Source organism: Tritonibacter horizontis (assembly GCF_001518015.1).
Classification (GTDB): Bacteria; Pseudomonadota; Alphaproteobacteria; order Rhodobacterales; family Rhodobacteraceae; genus Epibacterium; species Epibacterium horizontis.
In genome coordinates this window covers 47,147-72,240 of the sequence record NZ_LPUY01000082.1, presented here as the reverse complement: position 1 = coordinate 72,240, position 25,094 = coordinate 47,147, and the positions used below count along the sequence as shown (strand labels likewise).

The 25,094-nt window shown below is 58.8% G+C and carries 26 protein-coding genes; 9 read left to right on the top strand and 17 right to left on the bottom strand.

Annotated elements, in window-relative coordinates; genetic code table 11:
- The 6 genes from TRIHO_RS16270 to TRIHO_RS16245 all read left to right on the top strand — a co-directional run.
- The coding region (locus TRIHO_RS16270) for a transketolase-like TK C-terminal-containing protein (RefSeq protein ID WP_408646194.1) at window positions 1–1,217 on the top strand (1,217 nt) is incomplete at its 5' end.
- Between the two features lie 10 nt (window positions 1,218–1,227).
- Window positions 1,228–2,502 carry a 2-oxo acid dehydrogenase subunit E2 gene (locus TRIHO_RS16265; protein ID WP_068245981.1) on the top strand — a complete coding sequence of 425 codons (1,275 nt, stop codon included), beginning with the start codon at window positions 1,228–1,230 and terminating at the stop codon, window positions 2,500–2,502.
- Window positions 2,503–2,513: 11 nt separating this feature from the next.
- On the top strand, window positions 2,514–3,911 hold the full coding sequence (gene lpdA / locus TRIHO_RS16260) for a dihydrolipoyl dehydrogenase (protein WP_068245978.1): 1,398 nt from the start codon (window positions 2,514–2,516) through the stop codon (window positions 3,909–3,911).
- A 191-nt stretch (window positions 3,912–4,102) separates the two neighbouring features.
- A complete protein-coding gene (locus TRIHO_RS16255; RefSeq protein ID WP_068245975.1) occupies window positions 4,103–4,696 on the top strand; it encodes a VOC family protein in 594 nt (197 codons plus the stop codon).
- 74 nt (window positions 4,697–4,770) lie between these two features.
- Window positions 4,771–6,384: an FAD-dependent monooxygenase gene (locus tag TRIHO_RS16250; protein ID WP_068245972.1), complete on the top strand. Its 1,614-nt coding sequence runs from the start codon at window positions 4,771–4,773 to the stop codon at window positions 6,382–6,384.
- Window positions 6,385–6,649: 265 nt separating this feature from the next.
- Entirely contained in the window at window positions 6,650–7,744 is a 1,095-nt protein-coding gene (locus TRIHO_RS16245; RefSeq protein WP_068245968.1) for an autotransporter outer membrane beta-barrel domain-containing protein, read from the top strand.
- A 160-nt stretch (window positions 7,745–7,904) separates the two neighbouring features.
- On the opposite strand, the gene TRIHO_RS16240 is transcribed toward TRIHO_RS16245, so the two are convergent.
- The 17 genes from TRIHO_RS16240 to TRIHO_RS16160 all read right to left on the bottom strand — a co-directional run bounded on the left by TRIHO_RS16240 (window position 7,905) and on the right by TRIHO_RS16160 (window position 21,220).
- Complete coding sequence (locus tag TRIHO_RS16240; RefSeq protein WP_068245999.1) at window positions 7,905–8,981, bottom strand: sensor histidine kinase; 1,077 nt, start codon at window positions 8,979–8,981, stop codon at window positions 7,905–7,907.
- Window positions 8,982–9,131: 150 nt separating this feature from the next.
- Window positions 9,132–9,611: a response regulator gene (locus TRIHO_RS16235; protein ID WP_068245965.1), complete on the bottom strand. Its 480-nt coding sequence runs from the start codon at window positions 9,609–9,611 to the stop codon at window positions 9,132–9,134.
- Between the two features lie 133 nt (window positions 9,612–9,744).
- Complete coding sequence (locus TRIHO_RS16230) at window positions 9,745–10,134, bottom strand: response regulator (protein ID WP_068245962.1); 390 nt, start codon at window positions 10,132–10,134, stop codon at window positions 9,745–9,747.
- Between the two features lie 286 nt (window positions 10,135–10,420).
- Window positions 10,421–10,954, bottom strand: a complete 534-nt coding sequence (locus tag TRIHO_RS16225; RefSeq protein WP_068245959.1) for a biotin transporter BioY — start codon at window positions 10,952–10,954, stop codon at window positions 10,421–10,423.
- 34 nt (window positions 10,955–10,988) lie between these two features.
- Window positions 10,989–11,579 carry an energy-coupling factor transporter transmembrane component T family protein gene (locus tag TRIHO_RS16220; RefSeq protein ID WP_068245956.1) on the bottom strand — a complete coding sequence of 197 codons (591 nt, stop codon included), beginning with the start codon at window positions 11,577–11,579 and terminating at the stop codon, window positions 10,989–10,991.
- The gene (locus tag TRIHO_RS16215; RefSeq protein WP_068245953.1) at window positions 11,572–12,252 is read right to left on the bottom strand and encodes an energy-coupling factor ABC transporter ATP-binding protein; all 681 of its coding nucleotides are present in this window, start codon (window positions 12,250–12,252) and stop codon (window positions 11,572–11,574) included. Before TRIHO_RS16215 ends, TRIHO_RS16220 begins: the two co-directional genes overlap by 8 nt.
- A gap of 117 nt (window positions 12,253–12,369) precedes the next feature.
- Window positions 12,370–13,464 (bottom strand): molybdenum ABC transporter ATP-binding protein, encoded by a 1,095-nt coding sequence (modC, locus tag TRIHO_RS16210; RefSeq protein WP_068245951.1) that lies wholly within the window; start codon window positions 13,462–13,464, stop codon window positions 12,370–12,372.
- Entirely contained in the window at window positions 13,461–14,165 is a 705-nt protein-coding gene (gene modB / locus TRIHO_RS16205) for a molybdate ABC transporter permease subunit (protein WP_068245948.1), read from the bottom strand. Before modB ends, modC begins: the two co-directional genes overlap by 4 nt.
- The gene (modA, locus tag TRIHO_RS16200; protein WP_068245945.1) at window positions 14,158–14,937 is read right to left on the bottom strand and encodes a molybdate ABC transporter substrate-binding protein; all 780 of its coding nucleotides are present in this window, start codon (window positions 14,935–14,937) and stop codon (window positions 14,158–14,160) included. Before modA ends, modB begins: the two co-directional genes overlap by 8 nt.
- A gap of 248 nt (window positions 14,938–15,185) precedes the next feature.
- On the bottom strand, window positions 15,186–15,515 hold the full coding sequence (locus TRIHO_RS16195; protein WP_068245942.1) for a hypothetical protein: 330 nt from the start codon (window positions 15,513–15,515) through the stop codon (window positions 15,186–15,188).
- A 1-nt stretch (window position 15,516) separates the two neighbouring features.
- The gene (locus tag TRIHO_RS16190; protein ID WP_068245939.1) at window positions 15,517–15,903 is read right to left on the bottom strand and encodes a response regulator; all 387 of its coding nucleotides are present in this window, start codon (window positions 15,901–15,903) and stop codon (window positions 15,517–15,519) included.
- Between the two features lie 45 nt (window positions 15,904–15,948).
- On the bottom strand, window positions 15,949–16,806 hold the full coding sequence (locus TRIHO_RS16185) for a CheR family methyltransferase (protein ID WP_068245936.1): 858 nt from the start codon (window positions 16,804–16,806) through the stop codon (window positions 15,949–15,951).
- Complete coding sequence (locus TRIHO_RS16180; RefSeq protein WP_068245934.1) at window positions 16,803–17,291, bottom strand: chemotaxis protein CheW; 489 nt, start codon at window positions 17,289–17,291, stop codon at window positions 16,803–16,805. The genes TRIHO_RS16185 and TRIHO_RS16180 overlap by 4 nt, the downstream gene beginning before the upstream one ends.
- Window positions 17,275–19,410, bottom strand: a complete 2,136-nt coding sequence (locus TRIHO_RS16175; RefSeq protein WP_068245932.1) for a chemotaxis protein CheA — start codon at window positions 19,408–19,410, stop codon at window positions 17,275–17,277. Before TRIHO_RS16175 ends, TRIHO_RS16180 begins: the two co-directional genes overlap by 17 nt.
- 1 nt (window position 19,411) lies before the next feature.
- Window positions 19,412–19,786 carry a response regulator gene (locus TRIHO_RS16170; protein ID WP_068245929.1) on the bottom strand — a complete coding sequence of 125 codons (375 nt, stop codon included), beginning with the start codon at window positions 19,784–19,786 and terminating at the stop codon, window positions 19,412–19,414.
- Entirely contained in the window at window positions 19,783–20,070 is a 288-nt protein-coding gene (locus tag TRIHO_RS16165) for an STAS domain-containing protein (protein ID WP_068245926.1), read from the bottom strand. Before TRIHO_RS16165 ends, TRIHO_RS16170 begins: the two co-directional genes overlap by 4 nt.
- Window positions 20,071–20,407: 337 nt before the next feature.
- Window positions 20,408–21,220, bottom strand: a complete 813-nt coding sequence (locus tag TRIHO_RS16160; RefSeq protein WP_068245923.1) for a DeoR/GlpR family DNA-binding transcription regulator — start codon at window positions 21,218–21,220, stop codon at window positions 20,408–20,410.
- A gap of 166 nt (window positions 21,221–21,386) precedes the next feature.
- Here TRIHO_RS16160 and TRIHO_RS16155 point away from each other — a divergent pair, with 166 nt between their 5' ends.
- From TRIHO_RS16155 to TRIHO_RS16145, 3 genes are read left to right on the top strand one after another with little or no spacing between them, the layout of a single operon-like run.
- Window positions 21,387–22,355, top strand: a complete 969-nt coding sequence (locus tag TRIHO_RS16155; RefSeq protein WP_068245921.1) for an ABC transporter substrate-binding protein — start codon at window positions 21,387–21,389, stop codon at window positions 22,353–22,355.
- Entirely contained in the window at window positions 22,352–24,058 is a 1,707-nt protein-coding gene (locus tag TRIHO_RS16150) for an ABC transporter permease (RefSeq protein ID WP_068245918.1), read from the top strand. Before TRIHO_RS16155 ends, TRIHO_RS16150 begins: the two co-directional genes overlap by 4 nt.
- Window positions 24,046–25,092 carry an ABC transporter ATP-binding protein gene (locus tag TRIHO_RS16145; protein ID WP_068245915.1) on the top strand — a complete coding sequence of 349 codons (1,047 nt, stop codon included), beginning with the start codon at window positions 24,046–24,048 and terminating at the stop codon, window positions 25,090–25,092. The genes TRIHO_RS16150 and TRIHO_RS16145 overlap by 13 nt, the downstream gene beginning before the upstream one ends.
- The last annotated feature ends 2 nt before the right edge of the window (window positions 25,093–25,094 follow it).

Here is a 25,094-nt window from a genome sequence, read left to right as displayed (position 1 = left end):
ATGCCATAGCCCTTTTTGGTCTTGGCAAGGAGATGTCCACCACCATGGCTGCCGTGCGGATGATGAGCATGCTCCTGAAGGACAAGAGCTTTGGCCCCCGTATCGTACCCATCGTGGCGGATGAGGCCCGCACCTTTGGTATGGACAACCTGTTCCGCCAGATCGGCATCTACGCCCCCAACGGCCAGCTGTATCAGCCCGAGGACGCAGGCTCGATGCTGTTTTACAAGGAGGCGCAGAACGGTCAGCTGTTGGAGGAAGGCATCACCGAGGCCGGGGCGATCTCTTCCTGGGTGGCGGCGGCGACCTCTTATTCGATGCATGATGTCGCAACGCTGCCCTTCTATATCTACTACTCGATGTTTGGTTTCCAACGGGTTGGGGACCTCATCTGGGCCGCTGCGGATCAGCGTTCACGCGGGTTCCTGCTGGGGGCGACGGCCGGTCGCACCACCCTCTCGGGCGAGGGTTTGCAGCATCAGGACGGCAGCAGCCTTCTGATGGCGGCAACGGTGCCGAACTGCCGGGCCTATGATCCGGCCTATGCCTACGAACTTGCGGTGATCCTGCATCACGGCATGCAGCGGATGTATGTCGAGGAGCAAGACGAGTTCTTCTACCTCACCGTGATGAACGAAAACTACGCTCAGCCCGACATGCCGGATGCCGTCGAAGAGGACATTCTGAAAGGCCTCTATAAGGTGGCGGATTTTGGTAAAGTCGACGACACCGGCCCTGTCCGGCTGCTTGGCTCCGGCGCGATCCTGAACGAGGTTCTCGCAGCGGCGGAGCTACTTGCCGGTTTCGAAATCGCAGCAGAGGTCTATAGCGCCACCAGCTATAGCGAGCTGGCACGGGACGCCGCCGAGATCGACCGCCAGAACCGCTACAGCCCTGGATTGCAGCGTCAAAGCCACGTGGAACGATTGCTTCCAGGCGACATGCCGGTTGTCGCCGCCAGTGACTACGTGCGGGCGCTGCCGACGATGATCGCCCCGCAGGTGCGTGGACGTTTTATTGCCCTCGGAACCGACGGCTTCGGCCGTTCGGACCAACGCCACGTATTGCGCGATTTCTTCGAAGTCGATCGTCACCACGTCGCCCTTGCCGCCATCGAAGCGCTGGTGCGCGATGGCCACCTCGACGCCGCCGTGCTGCAAAATGCGCTGGACCAATTCGACAAGGGCGACGCTGGCGCCGCCCCCTGGACCCTGTGAGGCCATGACAATGAGCAAGACAATTGATCTGACCGTACCGGACATTGGTGACTTTCAAGAGGTGCCCGTGATCGAGATCCCAGTCTCCGTGGGTGATCTGATCCGTCCTGACGATACCGTTCTGGTGCTGGAATCCGACAAGGCCACCCTTGATGTGCCTTCCGAAGCGACCGGTCGCGTGGTTGAAATCCTTGTAAAGGAGGGCGAACTGGTCTCGATGGGTACGCTGATGCTGCGGCTCGCGATCAGCGAGACCGACGCAGACGCAGACCCCCAGGTGCCCGCCCCCGCCGCGCCTGTGCCAACGGCCCCGGATACCGCAAGGGTGGCGGCAACGCCGCCGCCCCCGGCGACAACGGCAACACAACCGCCGACCGCCCCCACGGGCAAAAGCCATGCCTCTCCCTCTGTGCGCAAACTGGCACGCGAATTGGGCGTCGCACTCGCCGAGGTTGCCGGCACTGGCCGCAAGGGCCGAATCACCCAGGATGATCTGCACAGCTACGTTCGACAGGCGCTCAGCACTGGAAAGGGCGGCGCGAGTCCTACGCTGCCGGGAGGCGACCTGCCTGCCTGGCCGCAGATCGACTTTGCCAGATTCGGCGAGATCGAGCGCATTGACCTCAGCCGGATTACCCGCATCTCCGGGCCTGCCCTCGCACGCAATGCCATGGTCATCCCGCATGTGACCAATTTCGACCAGGCCGACGTGTCGGAGCTGGAATCCTTCCGCAAGACGGTAAATGGCGAAGGCAGTGCGGTGAAACTCTCCCTGTTGCCCTTTGTGGTGAAAGCGGCGGCCGCGACCCTTTTGACTTTTCCTAGGTTCAATGCCTCGCTCGATGGCAGCCAATTGGTGTTGAAGAAATATATCAACATCGGAGTCGCCGCTGACACGCCAGAGGGGTTGGTCGTGCCAGTGATCAAAGGCGCGGATACCAAGAGCGTCAGCGACATCGCCGCCGAGATGGCAGCCCTGGCCCAGGACGCCCGCGAGGGACGGCTGGCCGCACAGGCGATGCAGGGGGCAAGTTTCACCATTTCTTCGCTCGGCGGTATTGGCGGTACAAACTTCACTCCGATCATCAATGCACCGGAGGTGGCTATCCTTGGCATGACCCGCGCCACCGTCCAGCCGGTCTGGTCCGGAGATGAATTTGTCCCGCAACTGATGCAACCCCTGAGCCTGTCGTGGGATCACCGCGTGGTGGACGGCGTTGCCGCCGCCAAATTCCTTGTGCATCTCAAAACCCTGCTCGCCGACTTTCGGCGGATCAGCCTGTGAGGACTGGCGACATGAGTAACCCACAACACAGCGACCTTGTTGTCATCGGTGGCGGACCCGGCGGCTATTCCGCCGCATTCCGGGCCGCGGATCTTGGGAAGTCGGTGACGCTGGTCGACCGTCGTGCAACCCTTGGCGGCGTCTGCCTCAACGTGGGCTGCATCCCGTCCAAAGCGCTGCTCCATGTTGCAGAAGTGATCGAATCCGCCGCCACGGCCAATGATTTTGGCCTTCACTTCGGCGCGCCTTCGGTGAACCTGTCGGCGCTGCGGGGCTGGAAGGACAAGGTGGTGACCGAGCTGACCTCCGGCCTGGCCGGGCTTGCACGGCGGCGCAAGGTCACGGTGATCGAGGGCTCGGCGGCCTTTGCCTCTCCCAACGAAATCGCGGTGACCCTGCCCGGTGGAAGCCAGTCACAGCTGACCTTCGACCATGCGATCATCGCCACCGGCTCTGAACCCATTCGGCCCGCGTTCCTGCCGGAGGACCCCCGCATTCTGGACAGTACCGGCGCGCTGGCCCTGACGCAGGTTCCAGATCATCTCGTGGTGCTGGGCGGGGGCATCATCGGACTGGAAATGGCACAGGTCTACCACGCACTGGGCAGCCGGATCACTGTCATCGAAATGGCGGACCAGATCATCCCTGGCGCCGACAAGGCGCTTGTGGCGCCGCTGACCAACCGCATCAAAACACGATACGATTTGCGCCTTGGTTGCAAGCTGACAGACGTGCGCGCTGAAACAGACGCCTTGCATCTGACCCTTGAGGGGCAGGCCGCGGACGACCCCATTGTTTGCGACGCCCTGCTGGTCGCGGTGGGTCGGCAGGCACGCCCCGAAGGGCTGAATCTTACCGCCGCAGGTCTGACGGCCCAGTCCAATGGCCAGATCGCCACCGACGGCCAGATGCGGACATCACAAGCAAAAATCTTTGCCATTGGCGATGTCAGATCGGGGCCAATGTTGGCCCATAAGGCGGTGCATGAGGGCAAGGTTGCAGCCGAAGCAGCCTGTGGCGAGGCGTCCTATTTCGATGCGCTGACGATCCCGTCGGTTGCCTATACAACGCCGGAAATCGCCTGGGCCGGCCTGACCGAGACCGAGGCCAAAGCGCAGGGCATAGATGTGGAAATCTCGACCTTCCCATGGGCCGCGTCTGGTCGAGCACGCACGCAAGGGGCCGCCGACGGGCTGACCCGATTGCTCACCGATCCGGAAACGGGACGCATTCTTGGCATCGGTATCACCGGGACGCATGCGGGAGAGTTGTTGGCCGAGGGCGTTCTGGCGATCGAAATGGGGGCCGATGCTGCCGACCTGGCATTGACCATTCATCCGCATCCGACCCTGTCGGAAACCCTCGCCTTTGCCGCCGAGGCCCGCGAGGGGACGCTTACAGACCTCTGAGGCCCGCGACATGACAAACACCGGGCTGCACCGCTTGCCGGTGCAGCCCTTTTTGCTCGCTCCGGGGCATGATGCCAAATTGGTATCACAACCGTGCTCTTGCCATCTGAATTCACTCCTTCTGCCCCCGCATACTCTCCCGGACCGCTGCGCAGATGGCGTAGCGACATGTCTTCTGAGGAGGAGAGACCATGAAAGACATCCCCGAAATCGCGGTGAAACCCGTCTTGCACCACGTCACGCTCAAGACCACACGCCTGGACGAGATGATCGCCTGGTACGAAACTGTTGTCGGTTGCACCCCGAATTTCAAATTTGACGGCGGCTCCTGGACCACCAATGACGCGGCCAACCACCGGATTGCGTTCCTGCAGACCCCCGCGATCCAGGACGATCCGGACAAGCTCAAACATGCGGGCATGCATCACACCGCATTCGAGTTCCCCACGCTTAAAGACCTGCTGGACAATTTCCACCGTCTCGCCGAGGGGGGGATCCTTCCCCATATCTGTCTCGACCATGGGCTGACGATGTCCTTTTATTATGCCGACCCAGATGGCAATTCTGTCGAGCTGCAGAGCGACAATTTCGGCGACTGGGCCAAATCAACCGAGTTTATGCGCACCTCCGAAGACTTCGCCCGCGAACCCATCGGAGTCGAGGTCGACCCGCCGCAGATTTCCGCAGCGCTGGCAGCAGGCGCGACCGTCGCCGAGGTTCTGGATCGCTCGCGCAAAGGGGAGTTCCTACCGACCACCCCAGGCGACGTTCGTCTGCCCGTCTGAGGCGGCGCCCCCATCGGGGCCTGCTTCTCCCCGCAGGCCCCGGTTTTTTCCTTTTCAATCCGAGAGTACTCATCATGGCGCCCCCTTCAGATGCACCAGAAGTCGTCGTCGTCGGCGCAGGCCCGGTCGGCCTGTCACTCGCCATTGAGCTTGGCAACCGGGGCATCCATTGCCTGATCGTCGAGCGCGATGACCGCCGGGGCTGGGCCCCGCGCGCCAAGACCACACATTGCCGCACCCGAGAGCATATGCGCCGATGGGGCATCGCCGAAAAACTGGCAGAAGCCTCGCCCTTTGGCATCGACTACCCCTCTCATGTGTTATTTGTGACCCGCCTTGGCGGGCATCTGCTCAAACGATTTGAACATGCGCTCGACTGTCGGCCAGATCGCAACGAGGACTATTCAGAACACGGCCAATGGGTACCGCAATACAAACTCGAATCCGTGCTGCTGGAACACGTCCGGAACCTACCCACGGTCAGCATCCGCAATGGCTGCACCTTTGAGAGTTTCACTCAGGACGACGCCGGCGTCGCGGTAACACTCCGCGATGCAAACAACGGCGTCGAAGTGATCGAAGCCAGCTATCTCGTCGGAGCAGATGGCGCGCGCAGCGGCGTTCGCGATGCAATCGGCGCGCAAATGGTCGGCACCTACGGTCTGTCGCGCAACTTCAACGTGATTTTTCGTGCGCCGGACCTTGCCAAATTGCACCGTCATGGCCCCGGCATCATGTATTGGCAGATCAACAGCGACGTGCCCAGTTTGATCGGTCCGATGGACCGCGACGACCTTTGGTTTTTTATGCCGACAGGGGTTAGCGTCGATCTCGATCTATCGCCCGAGGCCGCCGCCGACACCATTCGTCAGGCCACCGGGATCGAAACGGAGATCGAGGTGCTGAGTTCAGACGAATGGGTCGCCAGCCGGTTTATTGCCGACAGCTATGCCAAGGGGCGTGCCTTTCTGGTCGGTGATGCCTGCCATCTGCATCCCCCGTTTGGGGGCTTTGGCATGAACCTTGGCATCAGCGACTCGGTTGATCTTGGCTGGAAATTGGCTGCCACATTGCGCGGTTGGGGCGGCCAAGACCTGTTGTCGAGCTATGAAATCGAACGGCGCCAGGCGCATGAGATCGTTCTCGACGCGGCAGAGGCCAACCATTCGACACTTGCAAACCAGCTCGCCCGTCCAGGCATCGAAGACGCCAGCGCCGAAGGGGCTGCCTTGCGAACTGAACTGTCCCGCGTGATCGAAGAGACCAAGCGGGCGGAATTCTACGCTCGCGGTGTGGTGCTCGGCTATTGCTACCGCAATTCACCCGTGGTGGCGGATGATGGCACACAGGACCAATGGCAGCGTTCAATAGATTATGTACCGCTGGCAATTCCCGGCTCTATCGCGCCGCATCGTTGGCTGGCGGATGGCAGTTCGCTCTATGATCACTTCGGGTCTGGACTGACGCTGCTGGCGACCACCGGAACATGCGAGGAAGAGTGCCTGAAAGCCGCCCAGGAGGCGGAGGCCCTGGGTGTGCCGCTCAAGGTTCTGGACCTGCGCCATGCCAATCTTGCACCGCTCTATGAAGCGTCACTCATTCTGATCCGGCCCGACCAACATGTGGCCTGGCGGGGTTCACGCTGGCCAGGCGAAGGCCTGATCAAACAGGTGCTTGGCGGCCTTTGAGCCCCACCCCCTGCGGTGCGACGTGTCGCTGATTATTAGCCCTGTCTCCGTTGCGACGGTGGCAGGTTTAACCATTGGCAAATATACATTTTTCAACCGAAACGGGGTGATACCCCAGGCGCATCACGACCGCTTTCTTGGTATTCTTTAAACCGTCTCCCGGCCTGCTAGTAATTTTATGTCGCCACGCATTTCGGAGGAGAAATGCACGGCACCCGCTCCAGCGACCACTCAGGACATCGCGGAGCCGCATAGGGAGGAAAACATGAAGAACTTTCTGAAACGGGGCGCGGCAGCGCTCTCTCTGGTCGTGGCCGCAAGCCAGGCCGTCGCCGATGCGCCGCCGCAAGGCGCACCACAATTGCCGCAATCCTTGCGCGGCATGATAGCCCTCGCCCAATCCGGTCTGCTTCCGGAGTATTTCTCGAACGACCAGTTTGGCACCGTCCAAAGCCGCATTGCGGACATGCGCGTTACCGTCGCCTCTGCCCACAGTCCCGGCGCGCCGCAGACCGGTTACAAAGACGGTGGGCGCGCGTTGGTCTTTCCCCTCAGTTACATGAAGATTTTGAAGGACGGCAAGTCGGCCCTGCGGTTCTCGCTTGCCAGCACAATGACCGATGGCGATCCCGGACAGGTCGAAATCGACGCCGATATTCAGCGCGTCGACGTACAGTACCTGCGCTTTCTCTCAACAGGCACCATGCTGTCCTTCGGCGCCTTTGGCGAGCTGAGCAAAGCCGAGGTGATCGGCGCCGGCGATCTGGAGCGCAAAGGCTTTGGCCTACGCGCGGATCTGTTGCATCAGATTTCCGATCACTGGGGCCTTGCTGCGCGCGCGGAATTCTCCTTCGGCCAATCCAAGGGCGCTTTGAATACACCCTTTGGTCTGCTCACACGGTCGCAGGGCGATGACCGTCTCTATCTGCAGGCCCTGATGGTCGGGCAATACCGCAAGGCCGACCTCGCCGCAGTGCCACAGGGCTGGGTCCTGCACCCGCAGATCGGTCTGCAGTTCCAGCGCAGCTTTATCGAAGAAACCACAGACAGTTTCGGCAATGTGGTCAGCGGTGCTGTCGGAAAGACAGAATCCTACGGCACGATGATCGCCAAATTGCGATTGCAGAAAGAAGCCGGGATTGGCCAATGGGCGCCCGGTATGCACATCGGGCTGGAGCATGAACTGGTCAATGATCTCGACGAATACGTGGACGAACCCACCTATGGGCTCTTTGGCCTGACCCTGTCACGGCAAATGTCCCGCAACGCGCGATTGGACGTAATTTACACGCTCCACCATGGGCTGAAGGGAAACCGCAGCCACGACACGCTGGTGGCGTCGCTGTCCTTTGCCTTTTAACGCCCCCGAAAACATTCAGTTCTTCGATGGTCGCATCGGAGAACTGGCCCGCAGCGGCCTTGCCCAGCTACCAACAGGTGATCAGATCAACGTTCGACCGCGCGAATGAGGTTCGACAGCGTCAATGCGCTATCAAACGACACCAAAGTCGAACTTCGGTTCAAATCTCTCCGATCGAGAGACGGAGAAAGATCGTCGTGCCGTCAGTCGATTCGGCGTCACACCAGATTTTGCCCCCGTGCCTTGTTGCCACCTTCCGGCAGGTTGCCAGGCCAAGGCCGGTGCCTGGAACCGAGGTCGCCCCAGGCGCCCGTTTGAACGGCTCAAAAGCGCGTTCACGGAATTCCTGTGGAATACCAATACCGTTGTCGGTAATCTGAAAAGTGACTTTGCCCGGCTCATCCCGTGAGGCGGTAACGGTCACCAGCGGCGTGTTTTCACCTGAATACTTGATCGAATTCGAAAACAGGTTTTGAAACAGCTGACTTAACTGGGGCGCACAACACAAAAGTTCAAAGTCCTCAAATTCCAAACGTATATCGGCACTACTCTCGGCAATCACAGACGCAATCGCCTCTTTAGCGGCCTCGGCAATGCCAAAAGCGGACGCGGGTTCGAAGGTAACCTCTCTCGTTGCTGAGACATGACAGCCGAGGCTGTCCATGAGCGTTCCCATCCTCGAGGCTGACCTCTTCAGTAGGCGCATCACATTGTCGGTTGAGGCTTTGTCGTTTTCTTCAAGGCCAATTTTCAACTCATCAACCAGGAAATTAATGGACCGAATAGGAGATTTGAAGTCGTGGATAAGAACATCTGAAAAGATCTCCAATTCTCTTTGCTGATCTTCCATTCTCATTTTAATCTGAGCGTAGGCCAAGGCGCTGTTGACCATCCTCTCAAGAGAGCTCTCTGATATTTTATTCTTCTGGATGTAATCAATCGCACCGCGTTTTATTGAATCTCGTGCAATTTCCTGGTCCCCCTGGCCGGTCATGATAATAAATGCCGTGGAGGGCCAGCTTATTCTCAACTGCTCCATTCTGATAATACCATTGTCGCCCGGCAGGCCATAATCTACCAGTGCGACATGCGGTTCGCGCTCGACCTGATCAACGATTGCGCCATCGCCGAGCGAACTACAAATGTTGCTTTTGGGGAAAATCCGGCTGAGGAATCGTGTTATTGCGCGACAGTCCCCTTCATCGTCGTCAATTACGATAAACTCAAGATTATCCATATTGAACTCCAAGGCAGGAAAGGGCGACGTCGGAACCGCTGGTCAAAACCAACAAAGGGCAAGGCATTGTTGTAAAAACACCATCGCCCATGGTTCCGAACCGGCAATAGATCATGCCAGAGACCGCGATGACCTCTGCTCCCTTATGTTTCACTCACCCTGAGACGATTTATCTGCGAAGGCCGTTTCTACAGATTTTCGAATTCCTGCCACGCTAAGCTGTTCCTTGATCAAATAATCGGAGCAGCCAGATTTCATCGCTTCGACGACGATATCGGTTTTTGTAACACTGGTGACCATTATCAATACAGCCTGTGCCTGACGATCACAGCTGTTGATTTCCGACAGAACCTCAAGCCCCGTCAATAGACCAAAGTGGTAGTCGACAAAAATCAGATCAAACGCCGTTGCCGCGATTTCAGCGCGAAACTCGAACGCATCGGCCGCAGTGTGAACATCCAGGTTGAGCCCGGCGCGGCGGCACATTGTCATGATTTGAAAACAATCGGTTTCCTCATCTTCTATGATCAGGGCGCGGGTTTGGCTCGATGAGGGTTGCGCAAAGCGCGACAAGGCATGTTGCGGCTTGCCCGACAGTTCAACCTCAGAGGTGGCGTTCGCCAAATTCATAGCCGCGTGCCCTTCCTGCGTTGAGCCGCGAAGGCCGTTTCCAAATTTGAGGAATACCGACGACGAACCCATGCCTCTGGCGCCTGACCCGGCAACATTTCACTCCCGGCAGTCCGTGCAGAAATAGACACCTCTAATCGCATAGTGAAGCAGCCTTCATCACGCGGCGCAGGGTTTCAACATCGAATTGATCTTTGGTCAACACGTCCAAGACGTTTCCCGACTTGGCTTTTGCATACATAAAGGGAGACGGCCAATCGCTGACGATGACAACTGGAATCGGCGAAAGCTCTTCGTTTTTCGACAATTCCAGTATGAAATCCGCACCTTTTCCGTCCTCTAACGAATTGTCGAGCACGATGATGTCGTATTTTCGAACCGCAAGGGAATTTCGTGCATTGGCAAGTGACGTTGCAAACTCGACGCTGCCAGCCCTGTTAAATTGCCTAAAAACCCGTTTAAACATTAACCTATCAGCTTCCTCGTCTTCGACGACGAGACATTTGATCGGGATGTATTGCATACTGACTACTTCCAAACTGGCGACATACCAACAACTCAGGGTTCGACCTGATATACTATGGAAGTGTTAATATTTTCGGTTTGTGCATCAGCGCGGTCCCTGTTCCTGACCTCGCGCAGCCGTCCCTCCGCGCCGGTTTCAGTCCGCTGAAAAAGCCCTGGTGGCGGGCCAAGAGGTCACAATTGCCCCACGGACGTCCCAACCCTCTCGGATGCTTGCACCCGAAAGGATGGCCCGTTTAGGAGCGTCGTTGCGCTGGCGCGATGCGCGCCAGCGCGGTCGCCCGTTACAAATCCGGCAGCGCCTTGCGGACTTCGCGCGCGATCAGAACCGTCAAGACCACCTTGATCAGATCACCCGGGACAAAGGCCAGAGAGCCAAGCAGGGCCTGCTGCGTCGCCAGATTTGCAACCTGCGCCAGCCATGGCACACCAAGCAGATAAACAACCCCAATGCCACCACCGGCAACATAGACCAACGCCAGAGCGAACGGTGGGCGGGTGCGATGGCGATCGAACAGGTATCCGATCACAAATGCGCCAAGGGGGAACCCGAGCAAAAAGCCACCGGAGGCGCCAAAGAACACACCAGCGCCACCGCGCCCTCCGGCCAAAAGTGGCAGCCCGATTGCTACCAAAGCCAAGAACAAGACAATCGCAAGTCCGCCCCGCTTTGCCCCCAGCAAGGCGCCTGCCAACATCACGCCCATGGATTGGGCAGTGATCGGCACGCCTGCGGCCAGCGTGATCTGTGGGATCAGTCCAAGTGCCGCTGTGAGAGCCGCGAACAGGGCAATATAGACCGTGTCTTTTGTGGTCATCGTAGCTGTACCTCTTTGTGTTTGTTATGGAATGTCAAAATTCGCGCGCCTCGATTGCGTCGGAGACATCTTCCGACATGCGCAGGGTTCGGACCAGCGCCGGGATCGCCAGTGCAAAAAAGTTCCGCTCCAGCCCACGGGCGCGCTGTGCTTCACGAACCTCTTGTACAACGTCCACTAGAACCGGAATGAAGCGCAGGGTCAGCGAAATGGCCAGGCTGACCCGCTCGGTCTGCAATCCCAGTCGCCGCAGCGGCACAAATGCGGTTTCAAGACCGTCAATCATCTCGCTGGCCCGGGTCGTCAGCGTCAACAATCCGGCAAGCATCAGCAAGGCCGCAAATCGGGTGATCGCAAGCACGCCGAGCCACCAGTCATTGAACAGAACTTGCGCGAGCAGGATCAGGGCAAACACCCACAGGGCGGGGCGGAGTTGTGCCCAGGCGCGCGACAACGGCAGTTCTGCGAGGCGATAGAGCGTAAGCGTGACCAGCACGACGGCCCCGGAAAACATCAAGGTATCGACGGCGAACAACAGGCTACCCGCGACAGCCAGGCTCAGGATTTTCCACCCGGGTGCCAGTCTGTGCAATGGCGAGTTGCCAGGCTGATACAGCTCAAGCATCCTCCATCGACCTTATGTAGTGATCAAGGGCTGCGTTGGGCACGTCATCTGCGAGAATTCGGCCTTTGTCGAAAACAATGACGCGGTCGAAATCCGCCACCAGATCAAGGTCGTGGGTCACGACAATTGCGTTCTGCTCCAGTCCTGAAATCGCGCGTTTGACGGTCAATTTGTTGCGGAGATCCAGTAGGGTCGTTGGTTCATCCAGCACCACATAGCTGGGGTTCATGACCAGAACGCCCGCAATCGCAAGCAGTTGCTTTTGCCCTCCGCTCAGCCGGTGCGAAGGGTGGTCGCGCAGATGGTACAAATCATAGTGACGCAGGATTTGCTCTGCCTTTGCGCGGCGGTCGTCGGCAGACAGCCCGAGCGATTTGAGACCAAAGGCAACATCTTCTGCGACAATCGGGAATACGATCTGGTTGTCCGGGTTCTGAAAGACAAATCCCACCTGACGGCGAATGTCCCTGCCGTGCGTCTTGGTGCTGCGCCCATCGACAAGGACGTCCCCCTGTGTCGGGAGGTGCAGCCCATTCAAAAGGCGTGCAAAACTGCTTTTTCCACTGCCGTTGCTGCCAACAATCGCAATGCGCCGCTCTGCGAGCGACAGCGTAATGTCCGAAAGGACGGAACATCCGCCCAAAGTCAGACTGGCATTGCGAACTTCGATCATCGACCGGCAACCTCAGGACATATGACCCCGCGACAAACTGCTAGGGCCTTGCCCGATGGCTATAGGTGATATCCTGGCGAATGAAAAGAATATATAATCTATAAAAATCTGATGTCTTTAAATCTCCAGCCCGCCGCCAATATCATCTGGCGCAATCGCCACCGATTTTACAATTGCATAGACCCTGGTTCCGACAGCCAAATTCAACCGTATGGCGGATCGCTGCGTCACCCGCGCAACCACCAAACCGGCTGACGTGGTCAGGGAGATCAAGGCGCCCGGCCCCTCCCCCGCACGGATCGAGGCCACCTCGCCCGGGATCACGTTCAGCGCAGACAGACCAACGGGGGGTTGATTGGACAGGATCACGTCATGCGCGGCGATCCTGAACCGCATCAAGGTGCCGACGGATTTTTCGATCCGGGGAACAAACAGCGCAACCTCGCCTGCCTGCAGCTCACTCAACCCGTCCGCATGTTGTTTGACCAGCCGCGCCTGCAGCACTGACCCGACATTGCGCACCCCTGTCGGCACCATGTTTGGATCCGCCAGGACCTCAGCCGGGGCCCCAATCTGGGTCACGCGCCCCTTGTCGAGTACAACAACAGTCGTCGCCAACCGGGCAACTTCCGCCGCTGAATGCGTGACATAGAGGATCGGAACACCCAATTCATCACGGATACGTTCGAAATAGGGCAAGATCTCCAATTTGCGCGGCATATCCAACGATGTGAGCGGTTCATCCGCCAGAACAAGCCGCGGTGACGCAAGGAGCGCCCTGCCGATCGCGACCCGCTGCCTTTCACCGCCAGACAGATGCGACGGATGCCGCGACAGCAAAGGGCCCAGTGCGAGCATCTCGACAATGTCGTCAAAACGCACCGTCTGCTCTGCGGCCCATAAAGTCCGGCGACCATAGAGAAGGTTGCGCCGCACCGTCAGATGCGGGAAAAGCCGCGAATCCTGAAAGATATACCCCAATCTGCGCTTTCTTGTCGCCAGATTGAGCTTCGCCCCGGCGTCAAACAGCAGGACATCATTGACCTGAATGCGCCCACGATCCGGTTGCAGTAACCCAGCGACCGCATTGATCAGGGTCGTTTTCCCGGACCCCGAACGACCAAAAACAACTGTAAGCCCCGCGGGAGCCGCGAACTGCGCATCCAGCGTGAAATTACCCTGCCTCAATCCGATATCGACGTCAAACGTCATGTCCGCATGAGCCGTGCCGCCAGCCGACGGTTCAGCGCCTCCGACAGCAACAGCGCCCCAAAAGAAACAAGAATAGAAATCACAACCAGCCGCAGCGCGGAGTTTTCACCGCCAGGTACCTGTAAAAGCGCGTAAATGGCCGACGGCAGGGTTTGAGTCTCTCCGGGGATATTCGCCACGAAGGTGATGGTGGCACCGAACTCTCCCATTGCTTTGGCGAAGGCGAGGACCGCGCCTGCAATCAATCCTGGCAGGGCCAGCGGCAGGGAGACACTCAGAAAAACCCAGACCGGCGACGCGCCTAGCGTCGCGGCGGCACGTTCCAAGCCAGGGTCAATCAATTCGAAGGAAAGCCGCAAGGATCTGACCAGCAAAGGAAACCCCATGATGCCAGCCGCGAGCGATGCGCCCGTCCAGCGAAACGCGATGCCCAGCCCATAGGGCTCCAGCACTCGGCCCACTGGCCCCAGCGGACCAAAGAGCACCAACAAGATATACCCGGTTACAACCGGTGGCAAAATAAGCGGCAAATGCACCAAACCGTTCAGCAATTGCTTGCCCGGAAAGCGCCACCGCGCCAAAGCGAAAGCCACAAACACACCAAAAGGCAAGCTGACGATCATGGCCCAAAATGCGACCTTTATCGACAGACGCACTGCCAGCCACTCCTGCGGGCCGAGCCATGAAAACAGATCAATCATCGACGCCGCCCGGTGGGGGAAAGCCAAAGCTCTGAAACAATTCCTGTGCAGAAGGCGCCGCAATCGACGTCAGAAAACTGTCGGCAAGGGGCGACGACTGTAGCGCCGCGATCGGATAGACGATGAGTGGATGAAGATCGCTGGGGATCAAAAAAGCAACGGAGACGCGCGGCTCGATCTGCACATCGGACCCATAGACGACCCCGAAAGGCGCCGCCCCGGTTGAAATCAGGGTGAGGGCAGACCGGACATTGTCCGTTTGCACCACCTGGCTTTTAACATCCTCCCAGACTCCGGCGGCCTGCAATGCAGCCTTTCCATAGATCCCTGCAGGCACCGCATCCGTTTGCGCCATCGCAAGGCGACGCCCCCCCAGTCGGGAGGAGAGCGCTTCAAGAGAGGCGAGCTTGCCCTCACGTTCATGAGATGCGATCACCAAATGATTGCTGAACAAATCCCGCCGGGTGCCTTCGACGAGCAGCCCTTTCTCTTGCAGGTAATCCATCCAGTTTGCATTGGCCGAGATGAAGATATCCGCCGGCGCCCCAAGCGAAATTTGCCGCGCCAAAGAAGACGAACCGCCATAGGCAATTCGTACCTCTTGTCCGGTCTCAGTCTCAAATTGCTCCACAAACTGGTCCAACGCAGTTTTCAGACTTGCGGCTGCAAAAATTCGCAGCGTGTCCGCCGAACCGACCCCTGGGAACACCAGCGATACCATCAGCGCCACAGTCAGGAGGTAGCGTCCGGGTTGGGTGAATATCGGGAACATATTGTCCTGCGGTTGGTGTCCAAGGTGCCCGCAGAAGGTAGGGAGCCGCAATCGCAGGCGCAATGCCTTTTGGTCGAAGAGCCGCGGCGGCTCACCATTCTCCACTCGACCACAGACGGGACAAGGGAAATGCCGCTCGGTCCGGAACAGTCACGCAAATTTCACTGCAAATGTAAACGGCCGCTTCGTTTCCGAAGCGACCGCCCGTTTTCCCCGTCCGACAGCCTCCAGAGAAGGCGAAAGCGGGATCAGAGTTCGAAAAGCTCTTGCTTTTCGCGCAGCCTGTCACGGAGTTTCTGCAGAGTCACACTTTCGGTTGCCCGCGTGATATCGGTGCAATCTTCGGTGCCGACTTGTTCGCGCAACTTGTCAAAGAAGATCGACAGCCCGCCCAAGGTCTGAGAAATCAGATCAAAGTCCTGCAGTTCGCGGATTTCCGCGCTCGTCGGGGGTGTCCGACGTTCAACAATCGTCAATACGGTATCTTCCAGTTGCTGAATCTGGCTTTGCAGCGCGCGCATTTCGCGCGCAGAATTCGCATATACCGTATCGAGCGGCTTAGAAGAACTCGTATCCATCCTACAGACGCCCCACCACTTGCTCGATTGCTTGGCGCATCGAGGCCACCGTAAAGGGCTTCCGGATGATATTGTTCAATCCCAGTTTCTTGCCAACCTCGATCACCTCGGGCGTCGGCTTACCGGTCACAAGGATGAACCCCACCCGTTGGGTGGCGGCATTCCCTCGCACCGCTTGCAGGAGACCCAACCCATCCATTCCAGGCATGTTGTAGTCGGACAAAACCAGGTGTACCGGGTTGGATGCCAGCTTTTGAAAAGCTGATTGTCCATTGTTTTCAACCAAGTAGTTCTTGATTCCAAGTTCGTCGAGACACTGGGTAAGAATACCTCGGCTCGTCGACATGTCATCAACGACCATCACGCGCAAAGAGTCTTTTAAGCTCATGTTCTATTTCCTCGTGTTCTCATCATGGCTAGCCGTGAGTGTGACCTAGCCAGGGGTATTGAGATATGTAGTGATACCGACCGTCTTCATATATTGGGCCGCAGGGCCTGACATACGCTCGGAATGCCCAATGAATAGGTACCCGCCAGGGGTAAGGGACTTCTGAAAGGCTTGCCAAACTTTCTGCTGCGTCGGGTTGTCGAAATAGATCGCAACGTTGCGGCAGAAGATCGCGTCGAACTTGCCCTTGAACGGAAACGGCTGAATGAGATTCAGGACCCCGAATGTAACCTTGTTGCGCAAGAATTGCGGTACCCGGCCCGTTTCAGGCTTGGCGCCCGCTTCAAGCTGCATCTTGTACTCTTTGGGAATACCCTCAAAGTCTTCAAGCGGATATTGTCCCACCTCCGCCGTCTTGACAACGACCGGGTCGATATCTGTGCCCAGGATTTTGATGTCATATCTGTCAGCGTCCGGCAGCATCGCATGCAATACCGCCGCAATGGTGTAAGGCTCCTGACCGATGGAACAGCCTGCAGACCAGATCCGTACCCGCCCGCCCTTCTTTGCCCGTTCGATAAGCGGCGGCAGAACGTCCTTGCGCAGCGTCTCAAAGTGATGTGGTTCTCGAAAGAACTGCGTCACATTTGTAGTGAGCAGGGACAGAAGCTCGCTGCGTTCCTGATCAGCGTTGGGACCATCAAGCCGTTTCAAATAGTCTTTGAACGTCTTGATGTTCTGTTTTCTCAACTTGCGAGACAGTCTGGACGAGACAAGCGGCTTCTTGCTGGGCGACATAGCCAGGCCGAAATGCTTGTAGGCAAACTGCGCGATGGCATCAAAGTCCTGATCAGACAGAATGATACCTTCGTCAAGGGGTTCGATGCGACCAGCGATGCTCACGACAGGCCTTGCTCCGGAACAGAGATCACCGCATCCAGATTGATGATGCGGACCATGGTTTCGTCATGGGAGATGATGCCTTGGATGTATTCCATCGTATGGCGGCTATCGACCTGCGGTGTGTCCTGGATCTCTTCCGGGTTGATCGAAATGATCTCGGAAACGGACTCGGCCAGCAACCCGACCGGTTTATTGTTGACCGCAACCACGATTACAACGTTGCGTTCGCTGGCTTCTGTTTGCTCCAGGCCAAAACGCGCCGAAAGATCGTAGATTGGAATGACCGCCCCGCGCAGGTTCATCACGCCCAGCACGTCAACGGGTGCGTGCGGCAAGATCGTGACCGGCGACCAGCGTCTGATCTCGCGGATCTGGGTGATCTTCAGGCAGAAGGCCTGTCCTGCAACCGTGAAGCTGACAAACTCGCTCTGCTGAGCATGTTTGACCTCTTGGTCGCCAATTTTAACTTCAGCTTGCGATTGCATTGCTCATTCTCCGCTCTGTATCAAAGGTGGCCGATGTAGGGGAGGCCGCCAAGATGCTCTCTGGATCCAGGATCATGGCGATCTTGCCATCCCCCAGGATCGTGGCTGCAGCGACGCCGGGAATATTCCCACAGACGCCATCCAGGCTCTTGATCACAACCTGTCTCTGGTCATGAATATCGTCCACGGCGAGGGCACTGCGCGCGCCGGTTTCGGTTTCCACCAGAAGATAGACGCCTGGCGGCTGGTCACCATTGGGCTTGCGCAGCCCAAGCGCCTTTGCCACGTCGCAGATCGGGACAAAATTGCCACGGATCGACAACAGGGTACCGTCGGCACCAAGGCTGTTGATCATATCGTCGCTTCCACGCATGGTTTCGATGATCGACGTGATCGGAACAACCATCGTTTGATCCGCAACCGAGACCACCATGCCGTCCATCACGGCCAGCGTCAGCGGCAGGATGATCGTAAATGTGGACCCTTTGCCTGGCGTCGACGAGATATTGATCCGCCCGCCGAGGGCTGTCACCGCGTTCTTGACCACGTCCATGCCGACGCCCCGACCAGAGAGGTTGGACACCTCCTTGGCTGTGGAAAATCCCGGCAGGAACAGAAGGTTGTCGATCTCAGCGTCCGTCAGCTCTGCATTGTCCGGGATCAGACCCTTTTCGATCGCGATCTGTTTGACACGCGGGCGATTTACCCCGGCGCCATCGTCCTTGATCTCGATACAGACGCTGCCCGAACGGTGTGAAGCAGACAACCGAATGGAACCGACGCGGTTCTTGCCGATCGCCTCACGATCATCAGGTTTTTCGACACCGTGATCCACCGCATTCCGCAAGATGTGCGTCAGCGGGTCAGACAGGCGTTCGATGACCGTCTTGTCGACCTCTGTGTTTTCACCCTCGGTGACCAGCTTGGCGGATTTATCCGTGGCAGCCGAAGCTTCGCGCACAATCCGGGCCATCCGCTGGAACAAGGGTTTGACCGGTTGGGCGCGAATGGACATCACGCCTTCCTGGATGTCGCGGGCAAGGTTCTTGAACCCCTCCAGCTCAGTTTCCACATCTCGAAGGTCCGCCACATCCAGATTGGCAATCTGTTGTGCCAACATGGAGTGATTGATGATCAGTTCGCCAACCGCGTTGATGAGCCGGTCCACCCGCTCCAGATCAACACGCAAGGTCGGCTTGGGACCGCGCTGTTCTGGCTTGTTGCTCTCGGGCTTTGCAGCCTCGACTTTTTCCGTCGGTTCTGGTGTCGCCACGGGAGCTACCTCTGCGGATGCCGGCGCGTCAAAAGGGTCTGGTGTCTCGGGCTCGGCATTATCCCCGGTCATACCAAATGCAGCGTTCAGTGCAGCCAGGGCAGCGGCTTCCTCCTCGGCATCCTTGTCGGATGCAATCGAGAGTTCACACAGGCCTTCGACGAACTCAAACACAGCCTCGACAGAGGATTTGGGTTCGCTTGTTGTCAGGGTCAAATTCCACGCGAGATAGCTTTCATCCATCTCCATGGCGTCAAAACCCGGTAGCTCTGTCTCGTCCAGGACCACCTTGAGTGGGCCCAGTTCGGAAAGAGCCTGAAACAGGAAGAACGGTTCGTTCCCGGTTCCAAACATTTCTTTCAGCGGATGAAACCGAATTTCATAGGTTTTCTCGGCTTCGTCCATCAATGGCAGCGGGACAGAGGGGCCGCCAAGGCCCATAGGCTCGAACGTGAGCTCTTCCTCTTCCTCGCCAAGGTATTCCTCAAGGCCCGCAATCAGAACATCGTTGTGTTCCTGATCGACGCCGCCACCATCGCGTGCGACGCTGACCAGATCGGCCAGATGATCGCTACAGCGCAGCAGAAGCTGGATCAGCTTCACATCCAGCTGCAGCTTGTTGGACCGGACTTCGTCAAAAACCGTTTCGAACTTGTGCGCAAACGCGACCAGATCATCAAGACCGAACGCACCGGCACCACCCTTGATAGAGTGAACGGCACGGAACACGGCGTTGACCGTTTCGGGGTCGTGATCGCCTCCTTCGATAACGGTCAGACCCTCATCCATAGCCTCAAGGAGCTCTTGGCACTCCTCAAAGAATGTATCTTGAATCGACCCGGACATCTTATGCAACCGCTCCAGTTACACGCTTGAGCGCAAAGATCAGGGACTGGTCGTCGAACGGCTTGGTGATCCAGCCGGTGGCCCCGGCATCACGGGCACGGGCCTTCATTTCAGGCGCGCTTTCGGTGGTCAGAACCAGAATCGGCACTTTGGAATTGATACCTGTGCCGCGCAGCTCTTCGATCACGCCGAAACCATCGAGATTGGGCATGTTGATATCGGTAATCACAACGTCGGGTGCGACATCGTCATACATGTCGACACCTTCACGGCCATCAACCGCGCAATGATATTCGAAACCGGCTTCTTCCAGGGTTGCTGCCAGCAGATTCCGGATAGTGCGGGAGTCATCGATTGCCAGAACTTTGGTTTTCATACTGTTTCCTCGTCTTCAAATCGGTTGGGTTCCAGACCCAGAAGGGTGAGGGATTTTCTGCACCCCTCGTTGATATTAGTGACCGAGAAACCCAGCCCCTCGGAACGCCACTGTTGTTCGGCTCCCAAGAGCAGTTGCAGACAACGCGACGGCATGACCGTGACTGTGCTGCAATCGATCTCAACCGCCTTGTCTCGGGAGGCTCCAAAAAAGGCAATCAATGGGTCTAGATCCGCGAAGGCATTGGGCAAATCTAGATTATGCTTTTGCGTTTCTGTGGACATTTTCGCGATTCGCACCCCCGTTTTCGGCGATTGACTACAGTTCGATGGGACAAGTCTTAGCCCGAGGGCCTTAACATTTGATTTCCGCGATTGTGGAGAAACTCAGACCCGCACAGAGGCCAGACACCCGTCCGAAACGGGCCCCCGGGCGGTCTCGCAAACGGCTCTGACAGCGTATGGACAGCTTGCAATCAGCCCTGATTGAACCCAGGGGATCAACCGGACGGTGTGGCAGGGACGGCGGGCAATACTTGTCGCATTTTAACCAGTCGGCCGGTCGATGACTCGCATTTCTGACCAGTATCAGAGCCAGGGCGCATGTCGGCCGACTGTCGTTTCAGCTCAAAGGCTCACGCGCCGCGACACCCTCGGGACCGGCGTTGACCTTGATAACCTCGCAGCCCGCATCCTGACAGCGCGACTGTAACTCAGGGGGCAGCTCGGCACCGGTGACAACGGCGTCGTAGTCCCAAATTCGATCTTTCCGAAAGGGCAAATCGCGCCCCAGTTTCGCCTGATCCATCACCAGAATCCGACATCGCGCGCAGTCACCCAGAGCCAACCGTGCCACCACCTCGTCGGCATTATAGTCCAGGATCTCGCCCTCGCGCGACAGCCCCCCACAGCTGAAGATCGCCAGATCGACCCGGTAGTTCGCAAAGAACGCAGCGCTTGCGGCGCCGATCATATCGAGGTCGCGCAATCGTACCGCGCCACCCGCCAGCGCGACCTCCACTTCTGGCGCGCCTTGCAGGGCGACCACGGCATGGATGTTATTGGTGGCCACGAACAACCCTGTTCGCGATGCCGCCAGCATCCGCGCGCAGGCCTCGACCGTTGTCCCGGTGCCAAGGGCGACACGCGCGCCATCGGGAACAAGGTCGCGGGTCGCAATCGCAATCTGGTGCTTCTCTGCGCGGGCGACGCTGATCCGGGGCGCGTATCCTATGTTCTCCGACTGCTGCCGCAGCCGTGCAACCCCGTTGCGCCGATGGACCAGCGCCGCTTCGTCCAAATCGCGCAGGTCGGTCCGAATGGTCTGTACCGACACCCCGAGATGGCGCGCCAGATCCGCCGCAGACAGCGCATCCGCTTCGCAGAGCAATGCGATGATCTCATCTCGTCGCCGGTTCAGATCGCTTCTCCGCATTCGCTTTCCTTTGAAAGTGAACTTCAATTTCTGATGTCCTAGCAACCTCGAACAAGACCGATCAAGGTAAAAATAATTTTGGAAAAACGTCACAAAACGGTTTCAGACTCACGGAATAAGGGCAGCGCACCGACTTTCGAACGAAAGCCAACATTGGAGACGTCGAATGAAATCTATCCTGTCCGCTGCAGCCCTTTCGCTGGTTGCCTCCGTGTCCTTTGCCGACACGTTGACCCTTTATACCTCGCAGCCCAACGCCGATGCGCAAAAGACCGTCGATGCCTTCATGGCGGCCCACCCCGATATCGAGGTGGACTGGGTTCGCGATGGCACAACCAAGCTGATGGCCCGCCTGATGGCCGAAATCGAAGCCGGCAGCCCGCAGCCTGACGTGCTGTTGATCGCCGACACTGTCACGCTCGAAGGGATGGCGCAGGACGGACACCTGAAAGCCTATAAATCCGCCGAGGCGGAGGCTTTTGATCCCGCGCTCTACAGCGCCGATGGCTACTACTATTCCACCAAGCTGATCACAACCGGCATCGTCTACAACACCGGCGCCGAAATGCAGCCCTCATCCTGGGCCGATCTGGCCGACGCCAGCCTCAAGGGTCAGATCGCAATGCCCTCGCCGCTCTATTCCGGCGCCGCGCTGATCCACCTTGCCACGCTGACGGGCGACAAGGATCTCGGCTGGGACTACTATGACAAACTCGCCGCAAACGAGGCCCGTGCCCAGGGCGGCAACGGCGGCACTTTCAAGGCGGTTGCCTCTGGCGAGAAACCCTACGGTGTGGTTGTGGACTTCCTTGCCATTCGCAACAAGGCCGATGGCTCGCCGGTTGAATTCGTCTTCCCCGAGGAAGGTGTCTCTTATGTGACCGAGCCTGTCGCGATCCTCGAAACCGCCAAGAATGTCGCCGCGGCCGAGAAGTTCGTCGACTTCGTTCTGTCGCAGCAGGGCCAGGATCTGGTGCTCGACATGGGCTACATTCCAGCCCGCAACGGCATGGACGTCCCCGCCGGCTTCCCCGCCCGCGACGAGATCAAGCTGATGGCCTTTGATCCCGCCCAGGCGCTGAAAGATGCCGAGGCCAACAAGGAAAAATTCGCCGCGGTCTTTGGCTCCGAATGAAGCCTGTTCCACGCAATACCAGCAGCAGCCGATCAGAGGGTCGGCTGCTGTCCCTCATTCTCGGTGTGGCGGTCCTGGTCACCCTCGCCCCTGTGGTCCGGCTTTTTTACGAAGGCATCACGGCGGGTGGCGCAGTGAACCTGACATTCATTGCGGAGGTGCTCGGCAAATCATCGACGCACACGGCGCTGAGGCATTCGCTCACCACAGCCGCGCTTGGGACAGTGGTCTCTGTGGTGATCGGCAGTGTCTTTGCCTTTCTGGTTGCCCTGACGGATCTGCGCAACAAGGCCGCGCTGGTGTTCTGCCTGATGATCCCGATGATGATTCCGCCGCAAATTACCGCGCTGTCCTGGACCCAGATCATGGGGCCGTCATCGGTGTTCCTAAAAACGCTCGGCCTCGCCCCGCCCCTCGGAGCGCCGCAACCGCTCTATTCCGCCGGTGGGATCATCTTTCTCCTCGGTATCCAGCATACGTCGATCATTTTTCTGACCCTGCGCGCCGGACTGCGCGCCGTGCCACAGGACGTGGTCGAGGCAGCGCGGATTTCCGGCGCTCGTGGAATGCGCGTCTGGTGGCAGATCGTGCTGCCCCTGACCCTGCCGAGCCTCGCCGCCGGGATCGCCATCACCTTTGTCACCGCCCTTGGCAACTTCGGGATACCGGCGATGCTGGGCATTCCCGCCGGATACACCACCCTGCCAACGCTGATCTACCAACGGCTCGCCGGGATGGGCACATCGGTGCTGTCCGAAGTCGCCGTATTGGCCATCGTGATCGGACTGGTGGCGATCTTTGGCATCCTGCTGCAGCGGTTCTTTCAGCGCCGCCAGCGGGTGCATCTGGTCGGACCCTCCGGCCAGACACTGTCGATCCCGCTTGGCGGCGCGCGGCTGCCAGTCGAAATCGCACTCTGGACCGTGATCCTTGCCATTCTGGTGCTGCCGATGGTGGGCCTGCTTGCGACCTCGCTGGTGCCGGCCTATGGCGTCCCGCTGCGGCTGGACACGCTGTCGCTGGAAGGCTGGAACGAAGCGTTGTTTCGACAGCCCGCGACCCGGCGCGCCTTTGTGAACTCCTTTCTTCTGTCGACCGGTGCCGCTGCCCTGCTGATCGCAATCAGCCTGCCCCTCGCCTGGTTGATGGAGCGTCACCAGACCCGGTTCGCACGGGTGTTCGACAGCCTTCTGGACCTGCCTTACGCCCTTCCTGGTGTTGTGCTGGCGATTGCGATGATCCTGCTGCTGATCAACCTGCCCTTCACCGACCGGACGCTCTACGGCACCATCTGGATCATCTTCCTGGCCTATCTCGCCCGGTTCTTTGCGGTGATGTTCCGGCCCGTGCAATCCAGCCTGAAGCAACTCGACCCGGCCATGGACGAAGCCGCGCAATCGGTCGGTGCCTCGCTGCGCCGCCGCCTGACAGACATTATATTGCCCCTCACGGCACCCGCAGCCGCGGCCGGTGCAATCTTGGTGTTTCTCACCGCGTTCAACGAACTCACCGTCTCGGCACTTTTGTGGTCGTCGGGCACCGAAACCCTTGGGGTGGTGATCTTCAACCTGGATGACAGCGGCGAGACGGTGATGGCCTCCGCCGTGGCCATGTCAATCGTCGCGGTTGTGATCGCCCTGATGGGCGTGATCCAGATCACCTCCCGCCACCTGCCCAAAGGAGTTGTCCCATGGCAGAGCTGATCCTGTCCGATATTGCCAAGCATTTCGGCGATGCCACCGCACTGGAGGCGATTTCCACCACCATCCCGGACGGTGAGTTCGTCGCCCTGCTCGGTCCCTCCGGGTGCGGAAAGTCCACGCTGCTGCGTCTGCTGGCCGGGTTCGAACATCCAAGCCATGGGCAGATCCGTATCGGGTCGCGCATGGTGGCCGACGCCACCAGCCAGCTGAACGTGCCGCCCGAGGCGCGCAACATCGGTTTTGTGTTTCAGTCCTATGCGCTCTGGCCACATATGACTGTGCGGCGCAACGTCGGTTATCCGCTGGAAATCCGCAAACTCTCGCGCCAGGAACAGGCCCGGCGCACCGACGCCGCACTGGCGGCCACCGCCCTGACGGACTTTGGTGACCGCATGCCTTCGGAACTTTCGGGCGGTCAACGGCAACGGGTCGCGCTGGCACGTTGTCTGGTGTCGGATCCGACCGCTGTCCTGCTCGATGAACCACTGGCCAATCTGGATGTCGCCCTGCGGGCCTCGATGCAGCAAGTGTTTTCCGATTTCCACCGGCGGACGCGGGCGACAATGGTCTATGTCACCCACGATCAGGCCGAAGCCATGGCGATGGCAGACCGCATTGCCGTGATGAACGCGGGCCGGATCGTACAGTTTGACACCCCGGAGGTGCTCTATGCCCGTCCGCGAAACCGCTTTGTGGCCGGTTTCATCGGCGAAGGCGCCGTTGTGCCGCTCTGCGACATCAGTCGCGACGACCGGCACAGCTACAGGGCGACGCTGTTGGGCACCCGGATCGCCGTGAACAGCGACACAGACACGCCCCGGCTTGCCTGCCTGCGCCCCGAGAACCTGACCATTGCAGAAACCGGTGACGTCCGCGCCAAGGTCGAGCGTGTCACCTATCTTGGCGGGCGCTACCGGCTCGATCTGGTGGCGGCAACAGGCGACCCCCTCGTCGCCCAAAGCAGCGCGCGTTTTGCACCAGGCGACCAGATCGGCCTGACCCTCGCCGCCCCCTGGGCCTTTGCCGACCACTGATC

What these genes read in the sequence shown, in the direction of transcription:
- TRIHO_RS16155 (WP_068245921.1), top strand. Translation starts at nt 21,387, where the DNA reads ATGAAATCTATCCTGTCCGCTGCAGCCCTTTCGCTGGTTGCCTCCGTG.
- TRIHO_RS16160 (WP_068245923.1), bottom strand. Translation starts at nt 21,220, where the DNA reads ATGCGGAGAAGCGATCTGAACCGGCGACGAGATGAGATCATCGCATTG.
- TRIHO_RS16225 (WP_068245959.1), bottom strand. Translation starts at nt 10,954, where the DNA reads ATGACCACAAAAGACACGGTCTATATTGCCCTGTTCGCGGCTCTCACA.
- TRIHO_RS16255 (WP_068245975.1), top strand. Translation starts at nt 4,103, where the DNA reads ATGAAAGACATCCCCGAAATCGCGGTGAAACCCGTCTTGCACCACGTC.
- TRIHO_RS16250 (WP_068245972.1), top strand. Translation starts at nt 4,771, where the DNA reads ATGGCGCCCCCTTCAGATGCACCAGAAGTCGTCGTCGTCGGCGCAGGC.
- modB (WP_068245948.1), bottom strand. Translation starts at nt 14,165, where the DNA reads ATGATTGATCTGTTTTCATGGCTCGGCCCGCAGGAGTGGCTGGCAGTG.
- TRIHO_RS16245 (WP_068245968.1), top strand. Translation starts at nt 6,650, where the DNA reads ATGAAGAACTTTCTGAAACGGGGCGCGGCAGCGCTCTCTCTGGTCGTG.
- TRIHO_RS16230 (WP_068245962.1), bottom strand. Translation starts at nt 10,134, where the DNA reads ATGCAATACATCCCGATCAAATGTCTCGTCGTCGAAGACGAGGAAGCT.
- TRIHO_RS16165 (WP_068245926.1), bottom strand. Translation starts at nt 20,070, where the DNA reads ATGTCCACAGAAACGCAAAAGCATAATCTAGATTTGCCCAATGCCTTC.
- TRIHO_RS16265 (WP_068245981.1), top strand. Translation starts at nt 1,228, where the DNA reads ATGAGCAAGACAATTGATCTGACCGTACCGGACATTGGTGACTTTCAA.
- lpdA (WP_068245978.1), top strand. Translation starts at nt 2,514, where the DNA reads ATGAGTAACCCACAACACAGCGACCTTGTTGTCATCGGTGGCGGACCC.
- TRIHO_RS16180 (WP_068245934.1), bottom strand. Translation starts at nt 17,291, where the DNA reads ATGCAATCGCAAGCTGAAGTTAAAATTGGCGACCAAGAGGTCAAACAT.
- TRIHO_RS16190 (WP_068245939.1), bottom strand. Translation starts at nt 15,903, where the DNA reads ATGAGCTTAAAAGACTCTTTGCGCGTGATGGTCGTTGATGACATGTCG.
- TRIHO_RS16220 (WP_068245956.1), bottom strand. Translation starts at nt 11,579, where the DNA reads ATGCTTGAGCTGTATCAGCCTGGCAACTCGCCATTGCACAGACTGGCA.
- modA (WP_068245945.1), bottom strand. Translation starts at nt 14,937, where the DNA reads ATGTTCCCGATATTCACCCAACCCGGACGCTACCTCCTGACTGTGGCG.
- modC (WP_068245951.1), bottom strand. Translation starts at nt 13,464, where the DNA reads ATGACGTTTGACGTCGATATCGGATTGAGGCAGGGTAATTTCACGCTG.
- TRIHO_RS16240 (WP_068245999.1), bottom strand. Translation starts at nt 8,981, where the DNA reads ATGGATAATCTTGAGTTTATCGTAATTGACGACGATGAAGGGGACTGT.
- TRIHO_RS16170 (WP_068245929.1), bottom strand. Translation starts at nt 19,786, where the DNA reads ATGAAAACCAAAGTTCTGGCAATCGATGACTCCCGCACTATCCGGAAT.
- TRIHO_RS16215 (WP_068245953.1), bottom strand. Translation starts at nt 12,252, where the DNA reads ATGATCGAAGTTCGCAATGCCAGTCTGACTTTGGGCGGATGTTCCGTC.
- TRIHO_RS16145 (WP_068245915.1), top strand. Translation starts at nt 24,046, where the DNA reads ATGGCAGAGCTGATCCTGTCCGATATTGCCAAGCATTTCGGCGATGCC.
- TRIHO_RS16195 (WP_068245942.1), bottom strand. Translation starts at nt 15,515, where the DNA reads ATGGATACGAGTTCTTCTAAGCCGCTCGATACGGTATATGCGAATTCT.
- TRIHO_RS16235 (WP_068245965.1), bottom strand. Translation starts at nt 9,611, where the DNA reads ATGAATTTGGCGAACGCCACCTCTGAGGTTGAACTGTCGGGCAAGCCG.
- TRIHO_RS16150 (WP_068245918.1), top strand. Translation starts at nt 22,352, where the DNA reads ATGAAGCCTGTTCCACGCAATACCAGCAGCAGCCGATCAGAGGGTCGG.
- TRIHO_RS16175 (WP_068245932.1), bottom strand. Translation starts at nt 19,410, where the DNA reads ATGTCCGGGTCGATTCAAGATACATTCTTTGAGGAGTGCCAAGAGCTC.